This window comes from Xanthomonas sp. PPL134 (assembly GCF_040595915.1).
In the GTDB taxonomy this organism is placed as follows: domain Bacteria; phylum Pseudomonadota; class Gammaproteobacteria; order Xanthomonadales; family Xanthomonadaceae; genus Xanthomonas_A; species Xanthomonas_A indica.
On record NZ_JAMDLL010000007.1, the window covers coordinates 88,406 to 113,573 of the forward strand.

16 protein-coding genes are annotated in these 25,168 nt (G+C 71.1%); 3 read left to right on the top strand and 13 right to left on the bottom strand.

The window, feature by feature from the left end; all coding sequences use genetic code 11:
- Positions 1 to 146 precede the first annotated feature (146 nt).
- Together M3U25_RS13880 and ettA are read left to right on the top strand one after the other, a co-directional pair.
- Positions 147 to 1,622, top strand: coding sequence for an MFS transporter (locus M3U25_RS13880; protein ID WP_355501903.1), 1,476 nt, complete (start codon positions 147 to 149; stop codon positions 1,620 to 1,622).
- A 138-nt stretch (positions 1,623 to 1,760) separates the two neighbouring features.
- Positions 1,761 to 3,422: an energy-dependent translational throttle protein EttA gene (gene ettA / locus M3U25_RS13885; RefSeq protein WP_017908418.1), complete on the top strand. Its 1,662-nt coding sequence runs from the start codon at positions 1,761 to 1,763 to the stop codon at positions 3,420 to 3,422.
- 177 nt (positions 3,423 to 3,599) lie between these two features.
- Here ettA and M3U25_RS13890 read toward each other — a convergent pair whose 3' ends face one another.
- The 13 genes from M3U25_RS13890 to M3U25_RS13950 form a co-directional block, all read right to left on the bottom strand.
- Positions 3,600 to 4,115, bottom strand: coding sequence for a peptide deformylase (locus M3U25_RS13890; protein ID WP_160948284.1), 516 nt, complete (start codon positions 4,113 to 4,115; stop codon positions 3,600 to 3,602).
- A gap of 465 nt (positions 4,116 to 4,580) precedes the next feature.
- Positions 4,581 to 9,080, bottom strand: a complete 4,500-nt coding sequence (locus M3U25_RS13895) for a cellulose synthase subunit BcsC-related outer membrane protein (protein WP_355501898.1) — start codon at positions 9,078 to 9,080, stop codon at positions 4,581 to 4,583.
- Positions 9,068 to 10,234: a cellulose synthase complex periplasmic endoglucanase BcsZ gene (bcsZ, locus tag M3U25_RS13900; RefSeq protein WP_242160641.1), complete on the bottom strand. Its 1,167-nt coding sequence runs from the start codon at positions 10,232 to 10,234 to the stop codon at positions 9,068 to 9,070. Before bcsZ ends, M3U25_RS13895 begins: the two co-directional genes overlap by 13 nt.
- A complete protein-coding gene (gene bcsB / locus M3U25_RS13905; protein ID WP_355501894.1) occupies positions 10,231 to 12,519 on the bottom strand; it encodes a cellulose biosynthesis cyclic di-GMP-binding regulatory protein BcsB in 2,289 nt (762 codons plus the stop codon). Before bcsB ends, bcsZ begins: the two co-directional genes overlap by 4 nt.
- Before the next feature lie 59 nt (positions 12,520 to 12,578).
- Positions 12,579 to 14,729 carry a UDP-forming cellulose synthase catalytic subunit gene (gene bcsA / locus M3U25_RS13910; protein ID WP_355501890.1) on the bottom strand — a complete coding sequence of 717 codons (2,151 nt, stop codon included), beginning with the start codon at positions 14,727 to 14,729 and terminating at the stop codon, positions 12,579 to 12,581.
- A gap of 94 nt (positions 14,730 to 14,823) precedes the next feature.
- On the bottom strand, positions 14,824 to 15,225 hold the full coding sequence (locus M3U25_RS13915; RefSeq protein ID WP_355501887.1) for a hypothetical protein: 402 nt from the start codon (positions 15,223 to 15,225) through the stop codon (positions 14,824 to 14,826).
- Between the two features lie 47 nt (positions 15,226 to 15,272).
- Positions 15,273 to 15,731 (bottom strand): cellulose biosynthesis protein BcsD, encoded by a 459-nt coding sequence (locus tag M3U25_RS13920; protein WP_242160637.1) that lies wholly within the window; start codon positions 15,729 to 15,731, stop codon positions 15,273 to 15,275.
- Between the two features lie 218 nt (positions 15,732 to 15,949).
- Positions 15,950 to 17,134: a nicotinate phosphoribosyltransferase gene (pncB, locus tag M3U25_RS13925; protein WP_242160636.1), complete on the bottom strand. Its 1,185-nt coding sequence runs from the start codon at positions 17,132 to 17,134 to the stop codon at positions 15,950 to 15,952.
- A 73-nt stretch (positions 17,135 to 17,207) separates the two neighbouring features.
- Entirely contained in the window at positions 17,208 to 18,173 is a 966-nt protein-coding gene (locus M3U25_RS13930) for a glycosidase-like protein (protein WP_355502049.1), read from the bottom strand.
- On the bottom strand, positions 18,164 to 19,678 hold the full coding sequence (locus M3U25_RS13935) for a hypothetical protein (protein ID WP_355501883.1): 1,515 nt from the start codon (positions 19,676 to 19,678) through the stop codon (positions 18,164 to 18,166). Before M3U25_RS13935 ends, M3U25_RS13930 begins: the two co-directional genes overlap by 10 nt.
- The gene (locus tag M3U25_RS13940; protein WP_355502047.1) at positions 19,626 to 21,497 is read right to left on the bottom strand and encodes a glycosyltransferase family 2 protein; all 1,872 of its coding nucleotides are present in this window, start codon (positions 21,495 to 21,497) and stop codon (positions 19,626 to 19,628) included. The genes M3U25_RS13935 and M3U25_RS13940 overlap by 53 nt, the downstream gene beginning before the upstream one ends.
- Positions 21,498 to 21,559: 62 nt before the next feature.
- Positions 21,560 to 22,510 carry a hypothetical protein gene (locus M3U25_RS13945; protein ID WP_355501881.1) on the bottom strand — a complete coding sequence of 317 codons (951 nt, stop codon included), beginning with the start codon at positions 22,508 to 22,510 and terminating at the stop codon, positions 21,560 to 21,562.
- A gap of 149 nt (positions 22,511 to 22,659) precedes the next feature.
- A complete protein-coding gene (locus tag M3U25_RS13950) occupies positions 22,660 to 23,505 on the bottom strand; it encodes a glycosyltransferase family 2 protein (protein ID WP_355501878.1) in 846 nt (281 codons plus the stop codon).
- Positions 23,506 to 23,913: 408 nt separating this feature from the next.
- On the opposite strand from M3U25_RS13950, the gene M3U25_RS13955 reads away from it, so the two are divergent.
- Complete coding sequence (locus M3U25_RS13955) at positions 23,914 to 25,065, top strand: phosphotransferase (protein ID WP_355501875.1); 1,152 nt, start codon at positions 23,914 to 23,916, stop codon at positions 25,063 to 25,065.
- Positions 25,066 to 25,168 lie beyond the last annotated feature (103 nt).

Here is a 25,168-nt window from a genome sequence, read left to right on the forward strand (position 1 = left end):
GGCGCACGGCGAAGGCTGCGCCGCCGTGTCCCGCCTGCCTGCCGGATGCGGTGCCGAGGCGACCGCCCGGGATGCCAGGGAGGCACCTTCAGTACCAGGATAAATGAGTCCTTGTACCAGTTTACTTGGCTTCCATACTGCGCGCCATGACCTCCCCCACCTTCCCCACCTCCGACATGTCCACCATCGCCCCCACCCTCAGCCGCCGCGGCCTGGGCATCCTGCTGATCGGGCAGATGCTGCCGTTGATCGACTTCTCCATCCTCAATGTCGCGCTCGGCTCGATCGCGCACACGCTGCACGCGTCGGCGACCCAACTGGAACTGATCGTGGCCGTGTACGGCGTCGCCTTCGCGGTGGGCCTGGCGGCGGGCGGGCGGCTCGGCGACAACCTCGGCCGGCGCCGCGTGTTCGGGGCCGGCGTGCTGCTGTTCGGCCTGGCCTCGTTGCTGTGCGGCGTGGCCGGTTCGGTGGGCGCGTTGCTGGCCGGCCGCACGCTGCAGGGGCTGGGCGCGGCGCTGGCGGTGCCGCAGATCCTCGCCACCATCCACGTCAGCCTGCACGGCAAGGCGCACGCGCGGGCGCTGGCGCTGTACGGCTCGCTGGGCGGCATCGCCTTCGTCATCGGCCAGGTGCTGGGCGGATCGCTGGTCAGCGCCGACATCGGCGGCTCCGGCTGGCGCAGCGTGTTCCTGATCAACCTGCCGTTCTGCCTGCTGGCGCTGGCCAGCCTGCGCGCCGTGCCGGAGACCCGCGCGGCACAGCGGATGCCGCCCGACCTGGCCGGCGCCGGATTGCTGGGGCTGTTCCTGGCCTGCCTGCTGCTGCCGCTGGCGCTGGGCCCGGCGCTGCACTGGCCGCCGGCGTGCCTGGCGGTGCTGGCGGCCTGCCTGCCGCTGCTGGCGGCGCTGACCCGAGTGGAACTGTGGCAGGAACGGCGCGGACGGACCCCGCTGCTGCCGCCGGCCTTGCTGCGGCTGCCCAGCGTGCGCTTCGCGCTGCTGGTCGGCGGGGTGTTCTTCACCTGCTGGAGCGGCTTCATGTTCGTGCTGGCGCTGACCCTGCAGACCGGCGCCGGTCTCTCGCCGCTGCAGTCGGGCAACGCCTTCATCGTGCTGGGGGCGGCCTACTTCGCCTCCGCGCTGGTCAGCGCCCGCGTGGCGACGCGCTGCGGCCCGCTGCCGACGCTGCTGCTGGGCTGTCTGGTGCAGATGCTGGGCCTGCTGGCGCTGGGCTGGACGCTGCACGCCGTGTGGCCGCATCCGGGCGCGCGCAACCTGGCCCCGGCGACGGCGCTGATCGGCGCCGGCCAGGCCTGGATCGTGGCCAGCTTCTACCGCATCGGCCTGTCCCAGGTCCCCACCGCACATGCCGGCGCGGGCAGCGCCATGCTCTCCACCATCCTGCAGGCGGCCATGGGCCTGGGCCCGGCGGCACTGGGCGCCATCTATGCGCACGCCCGCGGCGGCGGCAGCCTGGCCGCGATGCAGGCCGCCCTGCACAGCGAATGGCTGGCGATGCTGGTGCTGGTGATCTGCGCGCTGTTCTATCTGCGCCGGCAACGTCGCGCGGGCGCCTCGTCAACGGCGACCACGGCTGCGCTGCCGCCGATCGCCGAGTAGGCCGCGCGGCATCACCCGCGCGTCTGCTGCCGCCACCGCGCGGCAACGAATGCCGGCGGCCGTCCGGCTATAATCCGCCATCCCTTTCGACGCCCTCCGGCCGCCGGCCGGCGGGCGCCCTGCGCCTTTGGAGCCGCCATGTCGCAATACATCTACACCATGAACCGGGTCAGCAAGACCGTGCCGCCCAAGCGCCAGATCATCAAGGACATCTCGCTGTCGTTCTTCCCCGGCGCCAAGATCGGCCTGCTCGGCCTCAACGGCGCCGGCAAGTCCACCGTGCTGAAGATCATGGCCGGCGTGGACACCGATTTCGAAGGCGAGGCGCGTCCGCAGCCCGGCACCAAGGTCGGCTACCTGGCGCAGGAGCCGGAGCTGGACCCGAACAAGACCGTGCGCGAGTCGGTCGAGGAAGGCGTGGGCGAAGTGCTGCAGGCGCAGGCCGCGCTGGAAGCGGTGTACGCCGCCTATGCCGAGGAAGGCGCCGACTTCGACGCGCTGGCCAAGGAACAGGAGCGCCTGGAGGCGATCCTGGCCGCCGGCGACGCGCACACCCTGGAGAACCAGCTCGACGTGGCCGCCGACGCGCTGCGGCTGCCGCCGTGGGACGCCAAGATCGCCAACCTGTCCGGCGGCGAGAAGCGCCGCGTGGCGCTGTGCCGGCTGCTGCTGCAGAAGCCGGACATGCTGCTGCTCGACGAACCGACCAACCACCTCGACGCCGAGTCGGTGGAGTGGCTGGAGCAGTTCCTGGCGCGCTACACCGGCACCGTGGTCGCGGTCACCCACGATCGCTACTTCCTCGACAACGCCGCCGAGTGGATCCTGGAACTGGACCGCGGCCGCGGCATTCCGTGGAAGGGCAACTACACCGAATGGCTGATGCAGAAGGACGAGCGCCTGAAGCAGGAAGAGAACCAGGAGAAGGCGCGGCAGAAGGCCATCCAGAAGGAACTGGAGTGGGCCCGGCAGAACGCCAAGGGCGGCCGTTCCAAGGGCAAGGCGCGTCTGGCGCGCCTGGACGAGCTGCAGTCGGTCGATTACCAGAAGCGCAACGAGACCAACGAAATCTTCATTCCGCCGGGCGAGCGCCTGGGCAACTCGGTGATGGAGTTCAAGAACGTCTCCAAGAAGTTCGGCGACCGCCTGCTGATCGACAACCTGTCGATGATCATCCCGCCGGGCGCCATCGTCGGCATCATCGGCCCCAACGGTGCCGGTAAGTCGACCCTGTTCAAGATGATCACCGGGCAGGAGAAGCCGGATTCGGGCGAGATCGTGGTCGGGCCGACCGTGCAGCTGTCGTACGTGGACCAGAGCCGCGACAAGCTGGAAGGCAACCACAACGTGTTCCAGGAGATTTCCGGCGGCCTGGACATCCTCAACATCAACGGCGTGGAGATCCAGTCGCGCGCCTACATCGGCCGCTTCAACTTCAAGGGCCAGGACCAGCAGAAGATGGTCGGTTCGCTGTCCGGCGGTGAGCGCGGCCGCCTGCACATGGCCAAGACCCTGCTGCAGGGCGGCAACGTGCTGCTGCTCGACGAACCGTCCAACGACCTGGACATCGAAACCCTGCGCGCGCTGGAAGACGCGTTGCTGGAGTTCCCGGGCAACACCTTCGTGATCTCGCACGATCGCTGGTTCCTGGACCGCATCGCCACTCACATCCTCGCCTTCGAGGGCGACTCGCACGTGGAGTTCTTCCAGGGCAACTACCGCGAGTACGAAGAGGACAAGAAGCGCCGCCTGGGCGACGACGCCGGCCCGAAGCGCCTGCGCTTCAAGGCGCTGAAGTAAGCCACAGCGCGTTTCTAGCAGCACCCGCCACGGCCCGCCTCGCGCGGGCCGTGCGCGTTCTGGGATTTGCCGGTGATCGGCGCTGTCGTAGGAGCGGCTTCAGCCGCGACCGAGGCGTTACCGGTAACGCCCGGTCGCGGCTGAAGCCGCTCCTACGAAAAGCACGTCGATCCTGCGCTACAACTCGTACGACAGCACGTCCTCGAAGCCGAACTTGTCGAAGTCGCGGATGCGCGAGGGATACAGCCGGCCGATCAGGTGGTCGTGCTCGTGCTGGACCACGCGGGCATGGAAACCCTCGGCCTCGCGCTGCAGCGGGGTGCCGTCCGGCAGCACGCCGCGGTAGCGGATGTGCCGGTAGCGCGGAATCACCGCGCGCAGTCCGGGAATGGACAGGCAGCCTTCCCAGCCGTCCTCCAGCTCGTCGGACAGCGGTTCGATCACCACATTGGCCAGGGCGGTGCGCGGCACCGGCGGCGCGTCCGGATAGCGCGCGCTGCGCTCGAAGCCGAACACCATCAGTTGCAGGTCCACCGCGATCTGCGGCGCGGCCAGGCCGACGCCGCGTGCGGCGTCCATGGTCTCGAACATGTCGGCCACCAGCGCGTGCAGTTGCGCGCTGTCGAAGTCGGTAACCGGCGGCGCCTGGCGCAGCAGACGCGGGTCGCCCATGCGGATGATGTCGCGGATCATGTGCGAACTCCTGTGCGGGGATGGCCGCGATTATCCGCCGTGGCGGCGGCGTGTGCAGAGGGGCGGCGGCATCGCCTGCCCCAACTGCGGCCCGCCGCGGTGCAACCCCTGCGTTGCGGCAAAGCGCTGGCGAAATGCCACAGGAGTGAACCGTCGTGCAGCCGCGACGCGCGACGTGGCGCGCTTCCCGATGGCGCAATGCGTCGGGACTGAAGTCCCTCCCACAGTGCACCCAGCCAACGTATTGCGCGTACCGTCACGCGTGGTTCCGCATCGCCGTGGGCCATCCGCCGAGACGGATGTCCACACGTGACGCCCGCCTGACGTCGCTCCCATAGGGATGAACTGGGCATCCTTGTGGGAGGGACTTCAGTCCCGACGACGGAGGGTGTCGGTCGGCTTTCGGCTTCGCTTGTCGGCTGCATGACAGTCGACTCCTACGCCGGCATCCGCGCGGCGCGTTCCCTACTCCGGCACGTACGGCGAGGCCAGCACCTGCGGGCGGCGGCCGAGGCCGGCGCCGAGCCGGTCGAGCACGAAGCGCACGTAAATGTTGGTGCTGAACTGGGTGTAGTCGCGGGCGTTGTTGAACAGCAGGCGGCCGCCCAGGAACAGTTGCGGGGCGATCTGCCACTCCGCCGCGCCGGCGATGTTGTAGGACATGCCGGTCTTGCTCTGCCCGGCGTAGACCGGCGCGACGTAGCGGTCGGTCAGGCCCAGCAGCGCGGCCAGCGAGGCAGCGTCGTAGGCGACCTGCTGCATCTGCGCACTGGTCGGGAAGTACGGGCTGTCGTCGCTGCGGAAGTGCTGCACGCCGACGCTGGCGTCCACGCTCCAGTTGACCGTGCGCCCGGCCGTGCGCCCGCTCCAGTGCACAGGGAAGCCCAGGTCCACGTAGTCCTGCGGGCTGAAATAGCCGCCCTGGCCGTAGGTGTAGCCGCCCAGGTTCTTGTCGTACTGCATTGCAGTCAGGTTGAGGCCGGCGGTCAGCGACTGGTTCTCGGTGTCCAGCGCGTGCACGTACACGCCCAGGTCGACCTGGCGGTGGTCGTTGTCGGCGACGTTGCGGCCGACCAGGCGATCGGCGCTGACGCTGGCGTAGCCGCCGAGCAGGCCGTTGTCGAGGGTGGCCGACAGGCGCAGGCCGTTGCTGGTCACGCCGCCCCAGCCCAGTCCGGCGCGGCCGTCGTCGACGCCACCGAAGGACAGCAGGCTGTCGCTGACCGCACGCCGGAACACCTCGCCCGAATAGGTCAGGCTGTCGCCGGCCTGGCCGCGATAGCCGACGCCGCCGACGATGCGGCGCTCGGGGAAGCCGACCGGCGTGCTGCCCAGATCGGCGCTGAAACCGCCGTTCTTGTAGGTCACCGCCATGCCGACGCCGCGCGCGTCCTGGTCCATGCGCCGCGCCCCGTTGCCGTTGGCGGCCATGGTGTACAGCGCCTGGCTGAAGCCGGCCGGGGTCAGCGCCGCGGCGGTGGGGTTGGCGGCGAGGTTGCGGAAGCGGGCGATGTCGGCGGCACTGAGGTCGGCGCTGCGCGAGGCATCGCCGAGGATGGCGCTGGCCAGCGTGCCGATCGCGGTGTCGGCGGCGGTGTTGCCGAGCAGGAACGCCGACAGCGGTTCGGCGTACAGCGCCTGCAGCGCCGCCGCCTCGCGCTGCGCATTGGTCAGCGCCGGGTCGGTGTCGTTGAACAGCTTGTTGTACAGCCCGGTGTTGACCGCGTAGGTGCGCAGCGCGTTGCGGGTGACGTTGCTGTTGCCCTCGGTGAGCAGCAGTTGGTACAGGTCGCTGCCGACCAGGCTGTCGATCGGGGTGCGGTCGGCGGCCAGGGCATCGCCCATCGCCGCCGCGGGGCCGGCGCCGAAGCGGCTGGCGGTGGCGTAGCCGGTGCCGAGCGTGCCGGCATCGAGCAGGGTCGGGGTGACGTCGACCTGCAGCTTGCCCTCGCCTACTGCGAACTCGCCGTGCAGCGGCACTTCCAGATCGCGCAGCCGGCCCAGGCCGGCTTCGCCGTCGCGGGCGCGGTAGCTGGCGCCGGTAGCGAGACTGTCGCTGTTCTCGGCCTGCACCTCGCGCAACTCGTCGAGCACGCTGGAACCGCCCACGGACGTGGCCGCTGCGGGCGGCTGGCGCAGGGACGCACGCGGCGCGGCGGCCAGCAACCCGTCATCGCCGGGCAGCGCGCGCGGTGCGGTGCGGGTGGTCGTGGTCGTGCGCTGGCCCGGCACCGGCAATGCGACCAGGGCCACGCCGGCGGCACTGGCGCTGGCCGGCGGCGGCAGGTCGTCGCCGGCGGCCACGGCCGGCGCGGATCCCGGCAGTGCGGACGCCGCGTAGGCCGGCGCCGGCATGCCGCCGCCGAGGCTGTCGGACACCACCGCGGCGCTGCGCGGCATGCGCCCGTTCATGCCGGCAAACGGATTGAGCGGGCGCCCGGCCGCGGCGTACGACGCCGGGCCGTTGGCCGCCGGCAGGCCGTTGTCGTACTGGCCGGCCTCGCGCGCCTGCGCCGCGAGCGCGGCACGGAAGTAGCTCTCGGCCTTGCGGTTCTTGCCGGCGCTGCGGTACACGCGGCCGGCGGCCGCGAGCACCTGCGGCGAATCCGGTGCCTGCGCCAGCGCACGTTGCAGATAGTCCTCGGCGCTGCGCAGGTCGCGCAGCGCGGCGGCGGTGTTGGCCGCGGCGATCAGCGTGTCCAGATCGTTGGGCGACTGCTGCAGTTGTTGCTGGTACAGCACCAATGCCTGGCGCTGGTCGCCGGCGGCGGCGTACAGCCGCGCCAGCGCGGCCACCGCCTGCGGATCCTGGTTCTGCTGCGCCAGCAGCGGCGCCAGTGCGTCGTAGGCGGCTTCGAGGTTGCCGAGCTCGCGCAGCGCATCGACCTGGCGCAGCACGTAGCCGCTGCGCAGCGCCTGGTAGCGGCGCTGCTGCTCGGCGCTCATGTCGCTGTCGCGCAGTTGCCGCAGGGTCGCCGCCAGTTCCGCGTCCTGGTGCGCGCGCAGCAGCACGCCGGCGTACTGCAGGCGCGACTCGGTGGAGGGATTCTGTGCGACCAGGCGCTGCGCCAGGGTCAGCGCGCGCGTGTTGCTGCCGATGTCGGCATAGGCGCCGGCCATCGCCGCCAGCAGCGCCGGCTGCTCCAGCGCGTCGCCCAGTGCCGCCTCGGTGCGGCCCAACAGCAACTGTGCTTCGCCGCCGCGGCCCTGCTGTTGCAGCAGCCGCGCCTGTGCCGCCTGCTGTTCGACCCAGGCGGTATTGCGCAACGCGCGCATCTCGGCGGTGCGCGAAGCGGCCGGGATGCGCTCCAGGCTGGCGTAGGCGGTGGCCCAGTCGCCGCGTTCCTGCGCCAGCAGCGCATTGGCGTACAGCGCCTCGGGCATGTCGCCGTGCACCGCGAGCAGGCCGTCCATGACGCTGCGCGCCTGGTCCGGACGCCCGGCCTGCTGGTACAGCCGCGCCAGGTCCAGGCGCACCCACGGATCGCCCGGGTTGTCGACCATCGCCGTCTCCAGCTCGCTCTGCGCGGTGACGGTGTCGCCGGCTTCCAGCGCCTGCTGCGCGCGGGCGCGCTGCAAGTTGGCTTTCAGCGCAGACTCGCCGCCGGCCTGCTGGCGCTGCGCCGGGCTGAGCCGGGCGAACAGTGCACTGGCCTCGTTAGCGCGGCCCTGGCGGCTGTACAGGGCGATCAGGCCCTGCAGCGCGCCGCTGTCGTCGGCATGCAGACGCAGCGCCTCGCGGTAGCTCTTCTCGGCCGCGGCGGCGTCGCTGGCCGCCTGCAGGTCGCCCAGCAGCGCGTAGCCGGCGGCCTCCTCGGGCTTGAGCTTGACCGCTTGCTGGGCCAGGCGCAGCGCCGCGTCGCTGTCGCCGCGTGTGCGTGCGTCCTGCGCCTGCTGCAGCTGCAGCCAGTAGCGCGCGCTGTCCAGCGCACTGCGCCACTTGCCGTTGGCGGCCGCGGCCGGGCGCAGCAGTTCCTGCGCTTCGCCGAAGCGCTGCTGGCGCAGCCGCACCGAGCCCAGGCCGCCGAGCGCCTCGGCGTCGCGCGGACGCGCGCGCAGCACCTGCGCGAAGCGCTGTTCGGCCAGCGCCAGGTTGCCGGCGTTGAGCGCCTTGAAGCCCTCGCCCAGCTGTTCGCCGGCCGGGTCGCTGCCGCCTTGCGCGCGCCGCGCCTGCACCTGCGCCAGCTTGTTGGCGACCTCGGCATCGTTCGGATTGGCGGCCAGGAACGCCTGGTACAGCGGCGCATCGGCGAGCCCGGCGTTGAGCCACAGCAAGGCCTGGCGCCAGGCGGCGCGGGCCGGGCCGGCGACATCGGCGCGCTTGCTCAGCGCAGCGAGCTGGGCGATGCCCTCGCGCCGCGACGGTTCGCGGTAGGTCAGCACCTGCGCCAGCGCCAGCGCCGCGGCGGTGTTGTCCGGCTGCGCGGCGGCCAGGCGGCGCAGGCCGTCGCGCGCGCCCTCCCAACCCTGCGGCGTGCCGGCCAGCACCTGGTAGTACTCCAGCGCCAGCGCGTCCGGCGGCCCCTTGCCGTCGAACAGCGCCTGGTAGGCGCGCACCGCATCCACGTAGCGGCCCGCGGCGGCGGCGCGGCGCGCGTTGCGCAACTCGATCGTGTCGCCGCTGCCACCGCTACCGCCGATCGACATGACCAGGCGCTGGGTCTGCGGCGCCTGCGGATGCGCCTTCTGCAGTTGCGCCAGGCGCTTGCGCGCGTCGGTCTGGCGGCCTTGCGCCAGATCGATCTGGGCCAGGCCGAGCAGCGCGTCGGGCTGGTTCGGGTCGACCTGCAGCAACTTGCGCCAGGCGTCGGCGGCGAGGTCGTCGCGGCCCTGGTCGTGCCAGTAGTTGCCCTGGCTGACCAGTTGCTGGGTGGCGGTGGCGTTCTGCGCCTGTGCGCTGCCGGCGAGCAGACACAGGTCGATCATGCCGGCCAGGTACAGGGGCTTGAGGTTCATGCGGAGCATTGGGTTCTCCAGGCGGGCTGCAGCGCGCCGTCTGCGGAAAAGCGGTAACGGTTGTCGAGCCAGGCGCGGCCGAACAGGATCAGCACCCGGTCGTAGTAGGGAAGCCGGGCCGCGGCGGCGTCGCCGGGGGCGGGAATGCGTTGCGCCTGCGCCTTGAGCAGCGCCGGTTCGCGCAGCGCGCTCAGGTACGGCAGCAGGGCCGCGGAAAAGCCGGGCGGCGCCTGGCCGCTGCCGACGCCCTGGCGGGTGTCGATCTTCTCGTCGAGGCGGCCCTGCGCACGCAGTTGCTGCAGCGGGCCGGACAGATCGTCGAGCAGTGCCTTGCGCAGCGGCTCGGCCGCGTCGAGCATGCCGGCCCACAGGTACACGCGGATCGCGTCGTAGCTGCCCAGCGCCCCCTTGTCCGGATCGACGCCGAACTCGCGGCCGTTCCAGGCGATCCAGTCCGGGGCGAAGCCGACCGGCGCGCTGTCGCGCAGCAGGCGCGCGCTGCGCGTGGCCAGGCCGGCCCATGGCCCCTTCGGATCGACCGCGGCGAAGCGCCGCAGCAACTGGATCGGCAGGTAGCTGGGGTTGAGCGTCCAGCGCTGCGGCTTGACGAAGCCCTTAGCCGCCGGCAAGACCATGCTGCCGAACCCGGGCAACTCGGCAAGCTCGGTGCGCCGCACCAGCGCCAGCGTCTGCAGGCCGGCCTGGGTGTAGCCGGGCCGCTGCCACAGGCGCCCGGCCTCGAGCAGCACGTAGGCGATCCACAGGTCGGCATCGCTGGCGGTGTTGCCGTCGAGCACGCGCCAACTGCCGTCGCTGGCGCGGCCCCACAGCCACGCCGGCAGCACTTGCTGCGGGCGGCCACCGCACAGGTTGTGCCGGGTCCAGCCGAGCACGCGCTCGAACAGCACCTGGTCGTTGGCCACCAGCGCGAAGAACAGCGCGTAGGACTGGCCTTCGGAGGTGCTGCGCTGGTCGGCGTGCTGGAAATCGATCACCCGCCCGCCGGCATCGAGGTGCTTGCCGACGAACGCGGTCCACTCGCGCCACGGCGCGCAGGCCGGCGCTGCGGCGAGCGCGGCGCGCGCCGGCGGCAGCAGCGTGGCCGCACCGGCGGCGAGCAGGCCGCCGAGCAGGCGCCGGCGTTGGCCGATGTGTGCGTTCACTGCCCTTCCTGCAGCCGCGCCGCCGAATGCCGGCGCAGCACCACGCGCGCGGCCAGTGCCAGCAGCACGCTCAGCGCCACCACCGCCAGGCCGAGCAGCAGCGGATGCTGCGAGAAGTACCAGCGCGCCCAGGTCGGCAGCGGCAGGTGGCCGACGTAGTAGGTCTGGTTGCCGGCCAGGCTGCGCACCTTGCCCTTCTGCAGCAGCACCACGCTGCCCTGGAAATCCTTCAGCGTGGCCGGTTCGAACCAGGCGTCGAAGAAGTCCTCGACGCTGGCCGGGTCCTCGGCCAGCAGCGCGACCACGCTGCGCCCGGCCTTCAACGGCGACTGGAAGCCCATCAGCACCACGTCGCCGGGCGCCGGCTTCACCGCGACCTCGGCGGTGGTCGGCAGGTCGGTGCGGCGCGGATCGAACGACAGGAAACCGGGCAGCTTGTCCAGCACCCAGTCGCTCATCGAAAACCGCTGTCCGCTGGCGCCGTCGCCGATCGGCAGCGCCGCGCTCCAGCGCTGGAACAGCGGCTGCGAGCGCAGGCTGCCGAACACCAGCAGGTCGCTGTCGGCGTGCTTGTCGACCTCGGCGGCGTGGATCAGGGTCACCCGCAGCGCCGGATAGCCGGTGGACGCGCCGAGCCGGCCGAGCAGGGTCAGGAGGTTGGCCATGTCCTGATCGCCGATCTCGTCCGGCACCACCACGGTGGATTCGGACAGGTCGGCCAGGCGCGTGAACGGGAAGCCGGCATTGCCGAACGCGGCCAGGTTCGGCATCGCCATGTAGTGATGGAACGAGCGCAGGTCCACGCTGGAATCCGCATCGATCGCGCCGGACACGTCGGGGAAGGTGTTCTTGCACGCCTCCGCCTGCGGACGGTCGAAGAAGAAGTGGAAGCGCAGCTGGCTGTTGGCCGAGAACGGCCCGGTCGGCAGCAGCAGCTTCTGCTCCACCGGCATCGCGCCCTTGGGCGAGAGCTCGTGCCACCAGCGCAGCGGCAGCGACTCGGCGTAGGCGTGACCGGTCAGCGGCAGCGTGGTCACGAAGGCCTCGTTGATGCTGACGTTGAGCGCGGACTTGTTCTGCGTCTCCGGCACCGTATAGCGGTAGCGCAGGTTGATCGGGATGCCGTCGCGCTGCCACACGAACAGGTCCGGCGGCAGTTGCAGGCCGACCCGGATCAGGTCGGGGTGGTAGCCGCTGACATTCAGTTGCGCGGTCTGCGCGACCAGGTCGCCGAAGCGTACCGGCCTGTCGCTGGAGATCCAGTTGGGCGCGTCATAGGGCTTGCGCGGCTGCGCCTGCTTGAGCTCGCCGATGCGCGCCACCGGGCCGTTGAACGGCGTGCCCAGGCTCAGCGCGGTGGCGGCCTGCTGCAGGTCGGCGTCGTCGCGGCCCAGCACCAGCAGCAGCTTGCCGGTGGCATCGCGCGGGTTGGCGACCATCGCCAGGGTCGGACCGGAGATCTCGCTCAAGCCGGCCTGGGTCGCGGCCAGTTCCGCCGGCAGGGTCGCAGCGGTGGCGAACAGCACCGCATTGCCGGTGGCCGGCACGTCGCCGATGGCCACGCCGAACGACGCGCCGCGGTAGCCGGCCTGCGCGCCGAACCAGGAGGCGACGATGCCAGCGCTGCGCAGCGTGGGCAGGTCCGGGCGCTGCGGGAACACGAACGGCAGTTCCAGGCGGCGCGTGTCGCGCTTGTCGTAGAACGGCACCGGCAGCAGCGCCAGGTCGTTGCGCAGCACCAGCGGGGTGGCGGTCAGCGACAGCCGCGTGGACGGATCGATGTTGGCCCACAGGCTGGTGTGGTCCGGGTCCTCGCAGTCGCGGGTGTAGTGACCGATCAGCTGCAGGTTGAGCCGGTTGTAGTCGCTGATCAGGCGCGGATCGATCGGCACGTCGCTCTGCTGCAGCTTGCCGGCGTTCTCGCGACTGACCGGCAGGGTCGCCACGGTGACGCCGTTGACGCTGACCTTCAGGTGCGACAGGTCCGGCAGCAGCGCCGGCGAATAGCTGTACACCAGGTGCAGGTTCGCCGCCTGCACCACTTCGTCGGTGCGGGTGCTGAAGGGAATGCCGGCGCTGCCCTGGATGCCGCGCAGGGTCATCTCGTAGTCCACGCCGAGCTGCTTGAGCGTGGCCGAGCGCTCGCGTTCGGCCGGCGACGGCAGCGGCGTGGCGGTCGCGGCGGCGGCCGGCGCCGGCGCGGTGGCGGGAAGGGTCGGCTCCTGGGCCAGGGCGAGGCCGGACAGGACCGTGAGACAGCACGCAACCAGGGCAGGGAGACGCATCGACGGCAACCGGAAAGAAGGGAAAGAGAGGGAGCAACGCACCACCGCGGGACGACGACTCACGGCGCCGCCTCCTCGCCGGTGGCGCGGCCGCGCCAGCCGCTGCGCGCGCTGCTGGCGATGTGCTGGCCGAGACGCCGGAAGCCGCGCATGCTGGCCGCGAACACGCGCCCCAGCGACACCCAGAAGCGGTCGCGGTCGTGGCGGCCCCACTGCGACACCCAGATGTCGGCGCGGGCGAAGGTGCAGGCCACCAGCCAGCGCTCCTGCTCGATCGACATCGGCCGGAACTGGATGCTGATTTCGCCGTCGCGGTCGTGGCGCACCATCGCCGGCAGGCGCTTGGAACTGCCGCGCTGCGGCAGCGCGATCTCCACCGGCAGGTCCGGCTCCACCGGCACCGGCTCGAGCAGGCGCAGGGCCATGCCGCCGGTGGAAAAGTTGACGGTGCGGCAGGCCAGTTCGCGGCCATCGGCCAGGTGCAGGGTGGCCGGGATGTCCAGCGGCACGCGGTGCGAACGGCGCACCTGGCGCATCTCGCTGGCGGTGGCGATGGTGGCGCCGAGCAGCAGCACGTTGTAGGCGGTCCAGGCCAGGTTGAACCAGATGGTCTGCGCCTCGCCGCCGGCCTGCACGCTGAGCAGGCGCATCACCCCGGCGACCACGCCGGCCAGGTTGAGCACCAGCAGGAACAGGTAGGGCTTGGCGATCTGCCCGTCGAAGTAGCTGCGCGGCACCAGGCCGCCCTTGGGGGTGACGTTGAACTTGCCGAGCTTGGGATTGAACAGCGCCACCAGCGTCGGGCGCAGGATGTACCAGGCCAGGGTGGTCTCGTAGACTTCGTTCCACAGCAGGTGGCGGAACTTGCCCTGGGTGCGCAGGTTGGTCAGGTTGGCCTGCAGGATGTGCGGCAGCGCGTAGGCCAGGATCATCAGCGCCGAGGCGTGGATCACGTGCGCGCCGAAGAACAGGAAGGCCAGCGGCGCGGTGAGGTAGACGATCCGCGGCAGCCCATAGAAGAAATGCAGCATCGCGTTGGCGTAGCACAGCCGCTGCGACAGGCGCAGGCCCTTGCCCAGCAGCGGATTGTCCAGCCGCGCGATCTGCGCCATGCCGCGCGCCCAGCGGATGCGCTGGGCGACGTGGCCGGACAGGCTCTCGGTCGCCAGGCCGGCGGCCTGAGGCACCGCGATGTAGGCGCTGCGGTAACCGCGACGGTGCAGCTTCAGCGCGGTGTGCGCGTCCTCGGTGACGGTCTCCACCGCCACCCCGCCCACTTCCTCCAGCGGCTTGCGCTTGATCACCGTGCACGAGCCGCAGAAGAAGGTGGCGTCCCACTGGTCGTTGCCGTCCTGCAGCAGGCCGTAGAACAGCTCGCCCTCGTTGGGCACCTTGCCGTGGTTGCCGAGGTTGCGCTCGAACGGATCGGCCGAGAAGAAGTAGTGCGGCATCTGCACCACCGCCAGCTTGGCATCGCGCAGGAACCAGCCCATCGCCACCTGCAGGAACGAGCGCGTGGGGATGTGGTCGCAGTCGAAGATCGCCACGTATTCGCCGCTGGACTTCTTCAGCGCGGCATTGATGTTGCCGGCCTTGGCGTGGAAGTTGTTGGTGCGGGTGATGTAGTGGATGCCGGCCTGCGCGCAGAACGCGCGAAACTCCTCGCGGCGGCCGTCGTCGAGCAGGTAGATGTTGAGCTTGTCGGCCGGCCAGTCCATCACGCTGGCGGCGAGGATGGTCGAGCGCACCACCGACAGCGGTTCGTTGTAGGTGGGGATGAACAGGTCGACGCTGGGCCATTGCCGCTGGTCGGCCGGCAGCGGCAGCGGCCGCCGGTTCAGCGGCCACAGCACCTGGAAATAGCCCAGGGCCAGGATCACGAATGCGTACAGTTCGGCCAGCAGCAGGCCCAGGCCCAGGCTCAGGTCGATCGGGCTGCTCATGCCCACGGTCTGGGTCAGGCGCCACCAGATGTAGCGCGAGGACACCGCCAGCGACAGCGCCATCATCACCAGGATCGCCAGGCGGCTGCCACTGCGCCGCAGCAGCATGGCCGCGACGAACACCACCAGCGAGAACACCAGTTGCTGCGGCACATCCATGGGGATGGCGACGACGAAGACCAGCAACACGGCGCCCAGCAGCCACAGCGACCAGTTGGCCAGGACATGCAGCGGGCGCGCGGCATGCGACGCGGAGGCAGCGCTCATCGGCGGTTCCTAACAAGGGGGAGGAGGTCGCCGCGCGGTCTTCCCCACCACGCGGCGACGGCAAACAGCGCGGCGCCCGAGGCGCCGCGCGGCATCAACGATTCAAGAAGCGCTTGAGCGGACCGCCCGGCGCCGGCACGGCGGCCTCGCGGCCGACCTCGAGCAGGCGCTGGAACAGCTGCTGCAACGGCGTGCCGCTGCCAGTTCCCGCCACGACCGCGGCCGGCGCCGGCGCAGGAGGGGCGACAGGCGCCAGCGGCAGCGGCGCAACCGGCAACGGGGCGCCCGGCCTGGGCTCGACCGCGGCGCGCACCACCGACAGCACCGGTGCCGGGACGGCAGGCGCTGGCGGCGCCACCGCGGCCGGCTCCACGGCGCTGAGCCGGTCGGCGGAGAAATCCTGGTAGGCGGTGGCGCCGCTGCTGCCGAGCTTGGCGAACAGGCTGGAGACGTCATCGCCGGTTTCGGCACCCGTCTGCTTGGACTTCTTGGACATGACTCCCCTCATGACGATCTGAAAATAATGGGTCGCCGCCGCCGCGCTCAGCCGATCCTGGCCAGCACGAAGCGCCGCAGGTCTTCGTTCCCGGACGACAACGCACGCACGCCCAGCCCGGCCGACATGCCTACCTGCACGAACCATGCCTGATACACCCCTTCCAGGAAGCCGTCGGCGCCGGTGGCCTGCCCGGCCAGGCCGATGTGCAGCGGCGAACCGGCGTGCAGCAGTTCGACGCGGTCGGCATGTTCCTCGAACCGCGCATAGCCCCATTCCAACTGGTCCCAGAGGCGGTTGGCCGCTTCCTCCAGGTCCTGCAGGGTGGCGCAGGCGCCGACCGGATGTTCGGCGGCGAAGCGGCGGCCGATGCGCGCCAGCAGCAGCGCCAGGTCCTCGGCCCCGAGTTCGGCGGCGAACTCCTCGGCCAACGCGCGCAGAAAGCCACGCCACTGCCGCGAACAGGCCTGGGTGCGGTAATGGGTCTGCAACGCGTGAGCGCTCATCGAGGAAGTCTCTGGGCAGGGACGGAACGACAACGGCGTAGCGGCTGCGGCGCCTGGCCGGCCGTTGTCGACCGTCACTATTGCGACACAGTTCTCACTTTATGGCGAAGTTTATCTCACTCCTTCTTCACCGCAAAGTCCCGATGCGCCGAACTGCGACGCCTGTCCGGCCGCCCCGGGACCGCGGCGTCCGCCGCGTCGGCGCACCGCCGCAGCACTCAGCGCGGGTCCTCGGCAGGCACCTCGAACACCTGGCGCAGGTACGCCAGATAGGCCGGGTCGTCGCACAAGGTCTTGCCCGGCGAGTCGCTGAGCTTGGCCACCGGCTGGCCATTGCAGCGGACCATCTTGATCACGATCTGCAGCGGCACCAGGCCCAGGTCGTTGGTCAGGTGGGTGCCGACGCCGAACGCCAGCATGCAGCGATCGCGGAAATGCGCGTACAGCCGCATCACCTTGTCGATGTCCAGGCCGTCGCTGAACACCAGGATCTTGCTGCGCGGATCCACCCGATGCCGCTGCAGGTGCGCCAGGATCCGCTCGCCCCAGTCGAACGGATCGCCGGAATCGTGGCGCATGCCGTCGAACAACTTGCAGAAATACAGATCGAAATCGCGCAGGAACGCGTCCAGGCCGACCACGTCCGACAGCGCGATGCCGAGGTCGCCGCGGTACTCGCGCGCCCACGATTCCAGCGCCGCCGCCTGCGAATCGCGCAGCCGCGGCCCCAGCGCCTGGAACGCCTGCAGGTACTCGTGGGCCATCGTGCCCAGCGGGGTCAGCCCGTAGCGGCGGGCGAAGTGCACGTTGCTGGTGCCGACGAACTGCTTGCCCAAAGTCTGCTGCAGCACCGGCAGCAGCTCGCCGTGCCAGGCCCGCGAATAGCGGCGGCGGGTGCCGTAGTCGGCGATGGCGCAGCCGTCGTAGCCCGGGGTGTCGCGCAGCAGCGCGATCTTGGCCTGCAGGCGGCGCAGGCCTTCGGCATGCTCGGCGCCACCGGCATTGCGGAACCACACCTCGTTGACGATCGCCAGCAGCGGCACCTCGAACAGGATGGTGTGCAGCCACGGCCCGCGGATGTGCAGTTCGATCTCGCCGGGCACGCTGGTCGAGGCCTGCACCTGCAGATACTTGCGGTCCAGGTGGAACAGCGCCAGAAAATCGACGAAGTCCGGCTTGATGAAGCGCATCGCACGCAGGTAGTCCAGCTCCTCCTCGCGGAAGCGCAGCGCACACAGCGCGTCGATCTCCGCCGAGATCTGCGGCAGGTACTGCGCCAGGTCGATGCCCGGGGTGCGGCACTTGAAGCGGTACTCCACCTGCGCGCCGGGATGCTGATGCAGCACCGCCTGCATCATGGTGAACTTGTAGAGGTCGGTGTCCAGCAACGAATCGATGATCATCCGCCGATTATGCGCTCGCTGCGTTGCGGCTCCGTTGTCACCGATGGCAGATGGCGCGATATGCGCGTGCCACTCAGCGCTTCAGCACCGCCTGCGCCGGCTTGTGCTGCACGGTGAAATCGCTGTCCTGCGCGCCGCCGGCATCCGGGTCGGTGTACCAGCACCACAGCGCGATGCCGGCGATGCGCGGCTGCGCGTCGAGCACGTCGCGCCACTCGCGCAACACCTGCGCCTGCAACGCGGTGTCGACGTCGGCGGTGCGCTGCTCCGGGCTTTCCCATGGCGCCGCCAGGCTGCCGTGCGCCGAGCGCAAGCCCAGCTCGGCCACCCACACCGGGCGGCCGCTGCGCTCGCCCAGCGCCTGCACGCGCGCCGCCGCCGCATGCATCTGCGCGCGCCGCTGCGCCGGCGTGGCGGAAAGCGCCGGGTACAGGCTGGTGCCGACGAAATCGAAGCGGTCCCAGTAGCCGAAGCGCTCGGCCTGCTCCAGGCCATCGGCGACGTAGCCGATCGGGCCGCGATAGACCTGGCGCACCGCCGCCAGCAGGGCCGGCCATTGCGGCGCATCCTGCAACTGGCGCAGTTCGGTGCCGACGATCAGCGCGCTGGCGCGTTCCTCGGCGGCGACCTGGGCCAGTTGCAGCAGCGCGCGCTGGTAGGCGGCGAACCAGGCATCGCGATCGGCCGGCGCGGCCTCGCCGGCCCAGTGCCCGGGAATCCACAGATGCACTTTCAGCACCGGCTGCAGGCCCGCGGCGCGCATCTGCCGCAGTCCGGCGCGGATCAGCGCCGGGCTGCTGTCGCTGCCCAGCACCGGTGCCGAGGACTGCGGCGCGGCCTGCCAGACGAAGGCGACCAGCAGCGCGCGCGAGGCGCCGGCATCGGCCAGTTGCCGCAGCGACTGCTGCGCCGCCGCGCTGCCCCATGGCGCCTGCGGCGAGACCTTGACGTTGGCGCCCAGCCACGGCGGCGCCGGCGTCGCACTGCAGCCGCCGGCACTCAGCGCCAACAGCAGTGCGGCCAGCAGTCTCACGGCGATCGGCGCCATACCCGGTAGATGCCCTGGTGGTAGACCAGACTGTAGCCCGGCAGGCCCTGTTGCCATAGCGGCGGGAAGCGCCGGTTGAGGCTGTCCAGGGCGCCGGCCTGGCTGGCCGGGTCGCTCACCACCACCTGCGCCGGCATCTGCCGCGGATCGACCAGCGCCTGCTTGAAGCGCGGGTCGAACGGCAGGATCAGTTGCCTGGCGTCGCCGCGGGCGACGATCACCGGGTAGCTGGCGCGGTCGTCGAGCAGGGTCGGCAGCCGCGCCTCGGCCAGCCACGCGCCCAGCCGTGCGGCATCGGCATGCCGTGGCGGCGCCGGCGCCTGCAGCGCGGCGATCCAGTCGCGGGTGGTGGAGGTGGCGGTGCGGGCGATCACCCAGCCGCTGGACACCGCGCCGGCCAGCAGCAGCGCCAGGCCCAGCCAGCGCAGGTCGCGGCGCAGGTCGCCCAGCACCAGCGCCACCGGCACCAGCAGCAGGGCCAGGAAGTCCAGCGGCTGCGCAGTGAAATGCGCCCAGGTGGCCAGCGTGCCGGCGCCGATCACGGTCAAGGTGGCGGCCAGCACGCTGCGCCAGGTGTCGCCGGTGCGGGTGTGGCGCAGCAACAGCAACAGCGGCGCGCTGACCAGCCCGGCCAGCGACAGCCACAGCGGCGGCCACCACGGCTGCGCCGCGGCCTGCTGCAGCCACGGCTGCAGCGCCGCCTGCGCATAGATGCCGCGGAAGGCCGAGTTGGCGTCGCGCACGAACAGCAGCGGGTCGCCGAAGAACATGTAGTTGAGGTACATCCAGGCCGCCACCGCGAACAGGAACGGCAGGTAGCACACCAGGTAGAACGCCAGCGGTGCCTGCCGCATCAGCCGCGGCGGCGCGATCAGGAACAGCCACGGCGCCAGCGCCACCGCCAGGAAGCAGGCGCGCTCGTCGACGAAGAACAGCAGGCACAGGCTCGCCGCCAGGCGCAGGTAGGCGAAGGCTTCCGGATCGCCGCGGAAGTGGCGCAGTGCGCGCGCGGCCACGTAGAACACCAGCAGGCCCAGGCCCTGGTTGTTGCCGGACAACGTCGGCCACAGGAAGAACGGCTGCAGCACCAGGCCCGCGCTCAGCGCCCACGCCCAGCCGCGCCCCAGCCCGGCGGCGATGTCGCGCCACAGCAGGGTCACCAGCGTCGCCCCCGCCAGCACGTCGACCAGGTACGGCAGCAGCGGCGTGGACAGGCCCGGCAGGCCGCCGATCAGCACGCCCAGGTACAGCGAGGCCTGCGCGTACAGGAAACCCAGGTACTCGATGCGGAAGCCGGCCGCGTCGCGCAACAGCAGCAGCTTGGCGTACTGCGCCATCGCGTCGTCGCTCATGTAGCCATGCGCGAGCAACCGGTGGCACAGCAGCGCCAGCAGCGCCGCGGTGAGCACGAACACCGCGGTGCCGCGCGCGCGCGGCGGCGCGTCAGTCGTCGAGCGCGGCGCGGCGCTCTTCGGCCATGTGCTTGCTGATGCCATGGGTGGTCTTTTCCCAGTAGAACGGGTTGCGGATGAGCTGCCACAGGCCCTTGTAGGCGGCGATGGACTGCAACAGCCAGTACAGCGGCACGGTCAGCGCGTAGGGCGCCAGGCGGAAGTAGTCGCGCTTGAACGCCGCCACCAGGGTCATGTAGATCAGGAAGCCGTTGCCGAGCAGCAGGTTGAGCAGGCTCAGGTACAGCAGCGCCGGCGGGAAGAACGGATCGAAGAATTTCGAGCCCACCGCCAGCCACAGCCCGTAGCTCAGCCACATCAGCGGCGCGGCCAGTGCGGTGAAGAAGGTGCCGCCGACGAACAGCTGGAAGCCCCAGAACCCGCGCACGCCGGTGGAGCGGTACAACTGCACCGGGTTGCGCATGTGCACCAGCCAGGTCTGCATGTAGCCCTTGAGCCAGCGCGAGCGCTGCCGGATCCAGTTGGGGATGCTGACGTTGGCTTCCTCGAACGTGGTCGAGTTGACCACGCTGACCCGGTAGCCCTGCTGGGTCAGGCGCACGCCCAGGTCGGCGTCCTCGGTGACGTTGTACGGATCCCAGGCGTGGACCTTGCGCAGGATGTCCAGGCGGAAGTGGTTGGAGGTGCCGCCGAGCGGAATCGGGATGCGCAGGGTTTCCAGCGCCGGCAGGTAGAAGTCGAACCACAACGTGTATTCCAGCGTGAACATGCGCGTGAGCCAGTTCTCGTCGGCGTTGTAGTAGTTCAGCCGCGCCTGGATGCAGGCCACGTCGGCCGGCGACTTGCGGAACGCGGCGACCACGCGCTTGAGCTGGTCCGGCTCCGGCTTGTCCTCGGCGTCGTAGATGGTGAGCATCTGCCCGCGGGCGAAGCGCAGCGCGTAGTTGCAGGCCTTGGGCTTGGTCTTGGGCTGCGACGGCGGCACCCGGATGATCTCGAAGAACGCCTCCAGGCCCAGCGCCTTGGCCGCCTCGATGGTCTCGGTGTCGTCGGCCTCCAGCACCAGCTTCACGTCCAGCTTGGAGGTCGGGTAGTCGAGCCGGCGCAGCGCGTTGGCCAGGATCGGCAGCACGTCCGGTTCCTTGTACATCGGCACCAGCACCGTGTAGACCGGCAGGTCCTCGTCGCCGAGCGCGGCCACTTCTTCGTCGCTGACCTTGATGTCGATGCGGCGCCGCGCGCCGCGCCAGGCCAGCACCAGCTTCAGCCCGAAGGTGGCCAGGAACGCCACCGCGATCAGCGTGTTGAGCGCGATCAAGGTGACCAGCGGCCACAGCGCCAGCGCCGCGGCCAGCACCACGGTCAACGCCACCAGGAAGGCGGACTGCGCACGGGCGATCACCTGCCGCGCCGAATGCTCCGGTGCATGTTCGGCCAGCAGGTTCAGCGCGTCGTGGGTGAGCTGCGCGTCGGCATGCTGCTGCAGGCTCCACACGATGTCGAACTTGGAGGTGCCGACGAAGCGCACCTGCTCGCCATAGGTGGCGCGCGCCCAGGCGAAGATCTCCGGGCCGGGATCGGCCACCGCCAGCACCAGTTGGCCGTCCTCCTCGCGCCACGGCAGCACCAGGCGCTGCGCGTAGTCGGCCAGCCGCTCCGGCTGGAACAGGGCCGGGTCGATCGGTTGCTTGAGCAGATTGACGAAATGCAGCCCGAAATGTTGCGCCAGCACCGTGTAGAAACGCAGCGCGGCGACGCCACGCTGGGCCAGCACCACGTCGCCCAGTCGCGAGCGCCAGCGCGACTGCAGGGTCAGCGCATTCTGCAGTTGCGGCGGGTCGATCACCCCCGCGGCGACCAGCGCCTCGCCGATCGGCGCCTGCAGTCCGCCCTCGGTCGGCAGCCGCCCGAACCGGCCCGGGGCGCTCGCCTCGGCGGCGACGCTGTCGTGTTCGCCGGACACGGCTAGAACCGCCACCAGGCGGCCACGAACGGGCCGCCCGCGCCGCCAGTGTTGCGCCCGGCCACAGGCTGCTGGTAGCCGAGCTGCAGCTGCGTGCCGCCGGGCAGCGTGTACAGCACCGAGGCCTGCAGCTTGCTGAAATCGAAGTTGTTGCCGCGGATCGGCGTGTTGTCGCCGGGCGCGTAGATCCGGTTCGGGCCCTTGCCGTTGCCCAGGCTCTGGATCACGTTGAACTCGCCGATCAGCATCCAGCGCGGCGCCAGCGCCAGGCCGCTGGACACATCCAGCCGCGCCTCGTCGGAGGCGTCGCCGCCGCGCAGGCGCACCGCCGTGCCCAGATCGACATAGCCGTCGTGCTCGCCCAGGCGGTAGCCGCGGCCGACGCTGTAGCGCAACTCGGCGCCGTAGTCGCCCTGGCCCAGCGCGGGCCGCGCGCCGTCGCGCTGGCGCGCATAGGCGGGCACCAGCGCCAGCACCTGCAACGCGCCCTGCCAGGGATCGTCGCGGCCATCCGGGTCGAGCCGGTAGCGCAGGCCGATCTCCTGGTCGGACCAGCCGCTGCTGTGGCGGTCGCCGTAGCCGCTGTCGTTGCGGTAGCCGACCTTGCTGAAATAGAAATTGCCGACCAGGGTCAGGTCCGAGCTCAGCGCGTATTCGCCGTAGAGATTGAGCTGGTCCTGGCGGCTGCGCCCGGCATCGGGGAAGTTGCCGGACTGGCCGTGGCTGTTGAACACCGCGCCGCCATCGGTATGGCTGGCCTTGAGGATCACCAGCCCGTGGCCGGCCTCGTCGACCCAGGCGCTGGCGTAGCAGGGGCCGGCCGCCAGCGCGAGCAGGGCCAGTGCCAGCCGCGCGCGGCGCGCAGGCGTGGCGCTGCCGGCAGCGGCCATGGGCACAGCGGACGCGCAGGCGCGCGCGTGGGTGCGCGAGCGCACGCCGTCGAGATCAAGCATGGTTGAGTTCCTGGTGGGGCCCCCGAACCAGAAAGCGGGCACGGTTCAGGGGTGATCGGCGGAACACGCCATTTGTTAAGTGACGCACTTCCCAATATAGCGAATTTATGTTGCCATGCCGCACGCGCGCGCAACGCGGCAGATTTCGTTCAGCCTGGGCGCCGCCAGCACAACCGGGCGAAGGTGACCCAGGCGTGCAGCCAGATCACCGCCCACACCGCCGCCCGCACCGGCCACGCCCGGCTGGGCGCCTCGAACTTGCGGAAGTAGCGCCACAGCCCGCGGTGCTTGTGCCACTCGACGAACCACGGCCGCTTGCGGCTGGACACGCCGCGTACGTGCAGCACGCGCAGGGTGTTCAGCACCGCCACCGTGGCCCCGGCCTGGCGGACCCGGCGGCACAGGTCCAGATCCTCGGCGTGCAGCCGGTAGCCAGCATCCCAACCGCCGATGCGCGCGAACAGCGCGCGCGGCAACAGCATCAGCGCACCGGACAGCGCCGGCACCGGCTGCAGCGGCTGCGCCGGGTCGGCCGCCAGCGCCAGCCGCGAGCCGGCCAGCGGATGCCGCAGCATCGCCGCGAAGTCCGGGTCGCGTCGCCGCACCGCGGCGTCGGCGCGGCCGTGTTCGTCGACCTGCTCCACGCCCAGCAGCGCCTCGCCGAGCGCGGCGGCCTGCGCGCGCAGTTGGGCCAGGGTGTCGGGCTCGACCATCAGGTCGGGATTGACGAAGGCCAGCCATGGCGCATCGCTGGCCGCGGCCCCCTGATTGCAAGCGGTGGCGAAGCCGGGATTGTCGGGATTGGCGATGAAGCGCACCCGCGCATCGTCCAGCGCATGCCGCTGCACCACCGCCAGGGTGTCGTCGCGCGAGGCGTTGTCGACCACCCGGATCTGCGCCACCTCGGCGGCCGCGCGCAGCCGCTGCAGACAGGCATCGATGGTGCTGCCGCTCTCGTAGGTCACCACCACCACGGCTATCTGCTGTTCGCTCATCGGCCGATTATCCCGCATGCGCCGCCCGCCACGCGCGCAGCAGGCATGGCGGCGGCGGCGATTGCCGCGCATACTCTGCGCCCCGTGCACTGCGCGGCCGTTTGCGGCCCGCACGCGCGGGAGACGGAGCGATCCGTGTCCTTTCCTTCGCCCAGTGCAGATGCCGGTCAGCGTTGTTTCCTGTCCCAGGCTGCCGCCCCACCCCGCAGACCGCGCGCGCCGCCTGAGCCCGCGCGCATGCCGAGACGCCGGCGGCGCCACCGTCCCCGCTCCCGATCGTGCGACCGGGCCCTGCCCCAGGCCTCCCCGCCTCTGGTCTAGACCAATTGCGCACAGCCGCCGCGACGGTGCGCATCGCGCGCCCGGCATGCGGCGCGCCCGGGCGCACCACCACCGCGAGACACGCGCATGAGCGCGCGCCACCAGATGCACGGCATGGGCCTGCAGACCGTGGCTGCCGACTGGCCGCCGCTGTCCGACGGCGAGGTGGAGGCGCTGCTGCAGCAGTACGCCTTGCCCGGCCAGCTGCGCGCACTGCGCTGGCACAGCCCGCGCCCGTTCTCCGCGGCGGCGGAGGTGGAGACCGCGGCCGGCACGCTGTTCGTCAAGCGCCACCACCGCCGCGTGCGCGACCTGCACGCGCTGGGCGAGGAACACGCCTTCATCGCTCACCTGCGCGCACACGGCGTGCCGGTGCCGGAGGTGCTGCGCGACCGCGACGGGGCCAGCGCGGTGCGGCGCGGCCACTGGACCTACGAGGTGATGCGCGCCGGCGACGGCCAGGACCGCTACCGTGAGGCGGTGTCGTGGACGCCGTTCGCCGACACCGCCCATGCCGCCGCCGCCGGCCGCGCGCTGGCGGCACTGCATCGCGCCGCCGCCGGCTACATCGCGCCTCCGCGCAGCACCACGGTGCTGGTCGCCAACCTGCGCCTGTTCGCCCAGCCGCAGCCGGTGCAGGCGCTGCAGCAGGATCTGGCGCGGCGCCCGGCACTGGCGACATGGCTGCAGCGGCACGACTGGCAGGACGACCTGCGCGCGCACCTGCTGCCCTGGCACGCGCAGGCGTGGCCGCTGCTGCAGGCGCCGCCGCCGGCGCTGTGGACGCATGGCGACTGGCACGCCTCCAACCTGTTGTGGCGCGGCCACGGCGCCACCAGCACGGTCAGCGCGGTGTTCGATTTCGGCCTGGCCGACCGGACCTTCGCCCTGTTCGACCTGGCCACCGCGATCGAACGCAACCTGATTCCGTGGCTGCAACTGGACGACGGCGGCGAAGCGGTCGCCGAACTCGACCAGCTCGATGCGCTGCTGCACGGCTACGCCACGCTGCTGCCGCTGGACGCGGCGCAACTGCGCTTGCTGAGCGCGCTGCTGCCGCTGGTGCATGCCGACTTCGCGCTCAGCGAGATCGACTACTTCGCCGGCATCACCGGCTCGGACGCGCACGCCGAGATCGCCTATCGCCGCTACCTGCTCGGCCACGCCACCTGGTACGGCGAGCGCGAAGGCCAGCGCCTGCTGCGGCACCTGCAGCGGCGCGCCGCGGCCGCGCCATGAACCGTCGCATCCACCCCGCCCCATCCGCCGTCACGGCTGCCGCGCGCACGCCGCGCGGCGGTGCCGCTTCCCTCTTTCGTTTCGTTTGCCCGAGGTCGTTCCG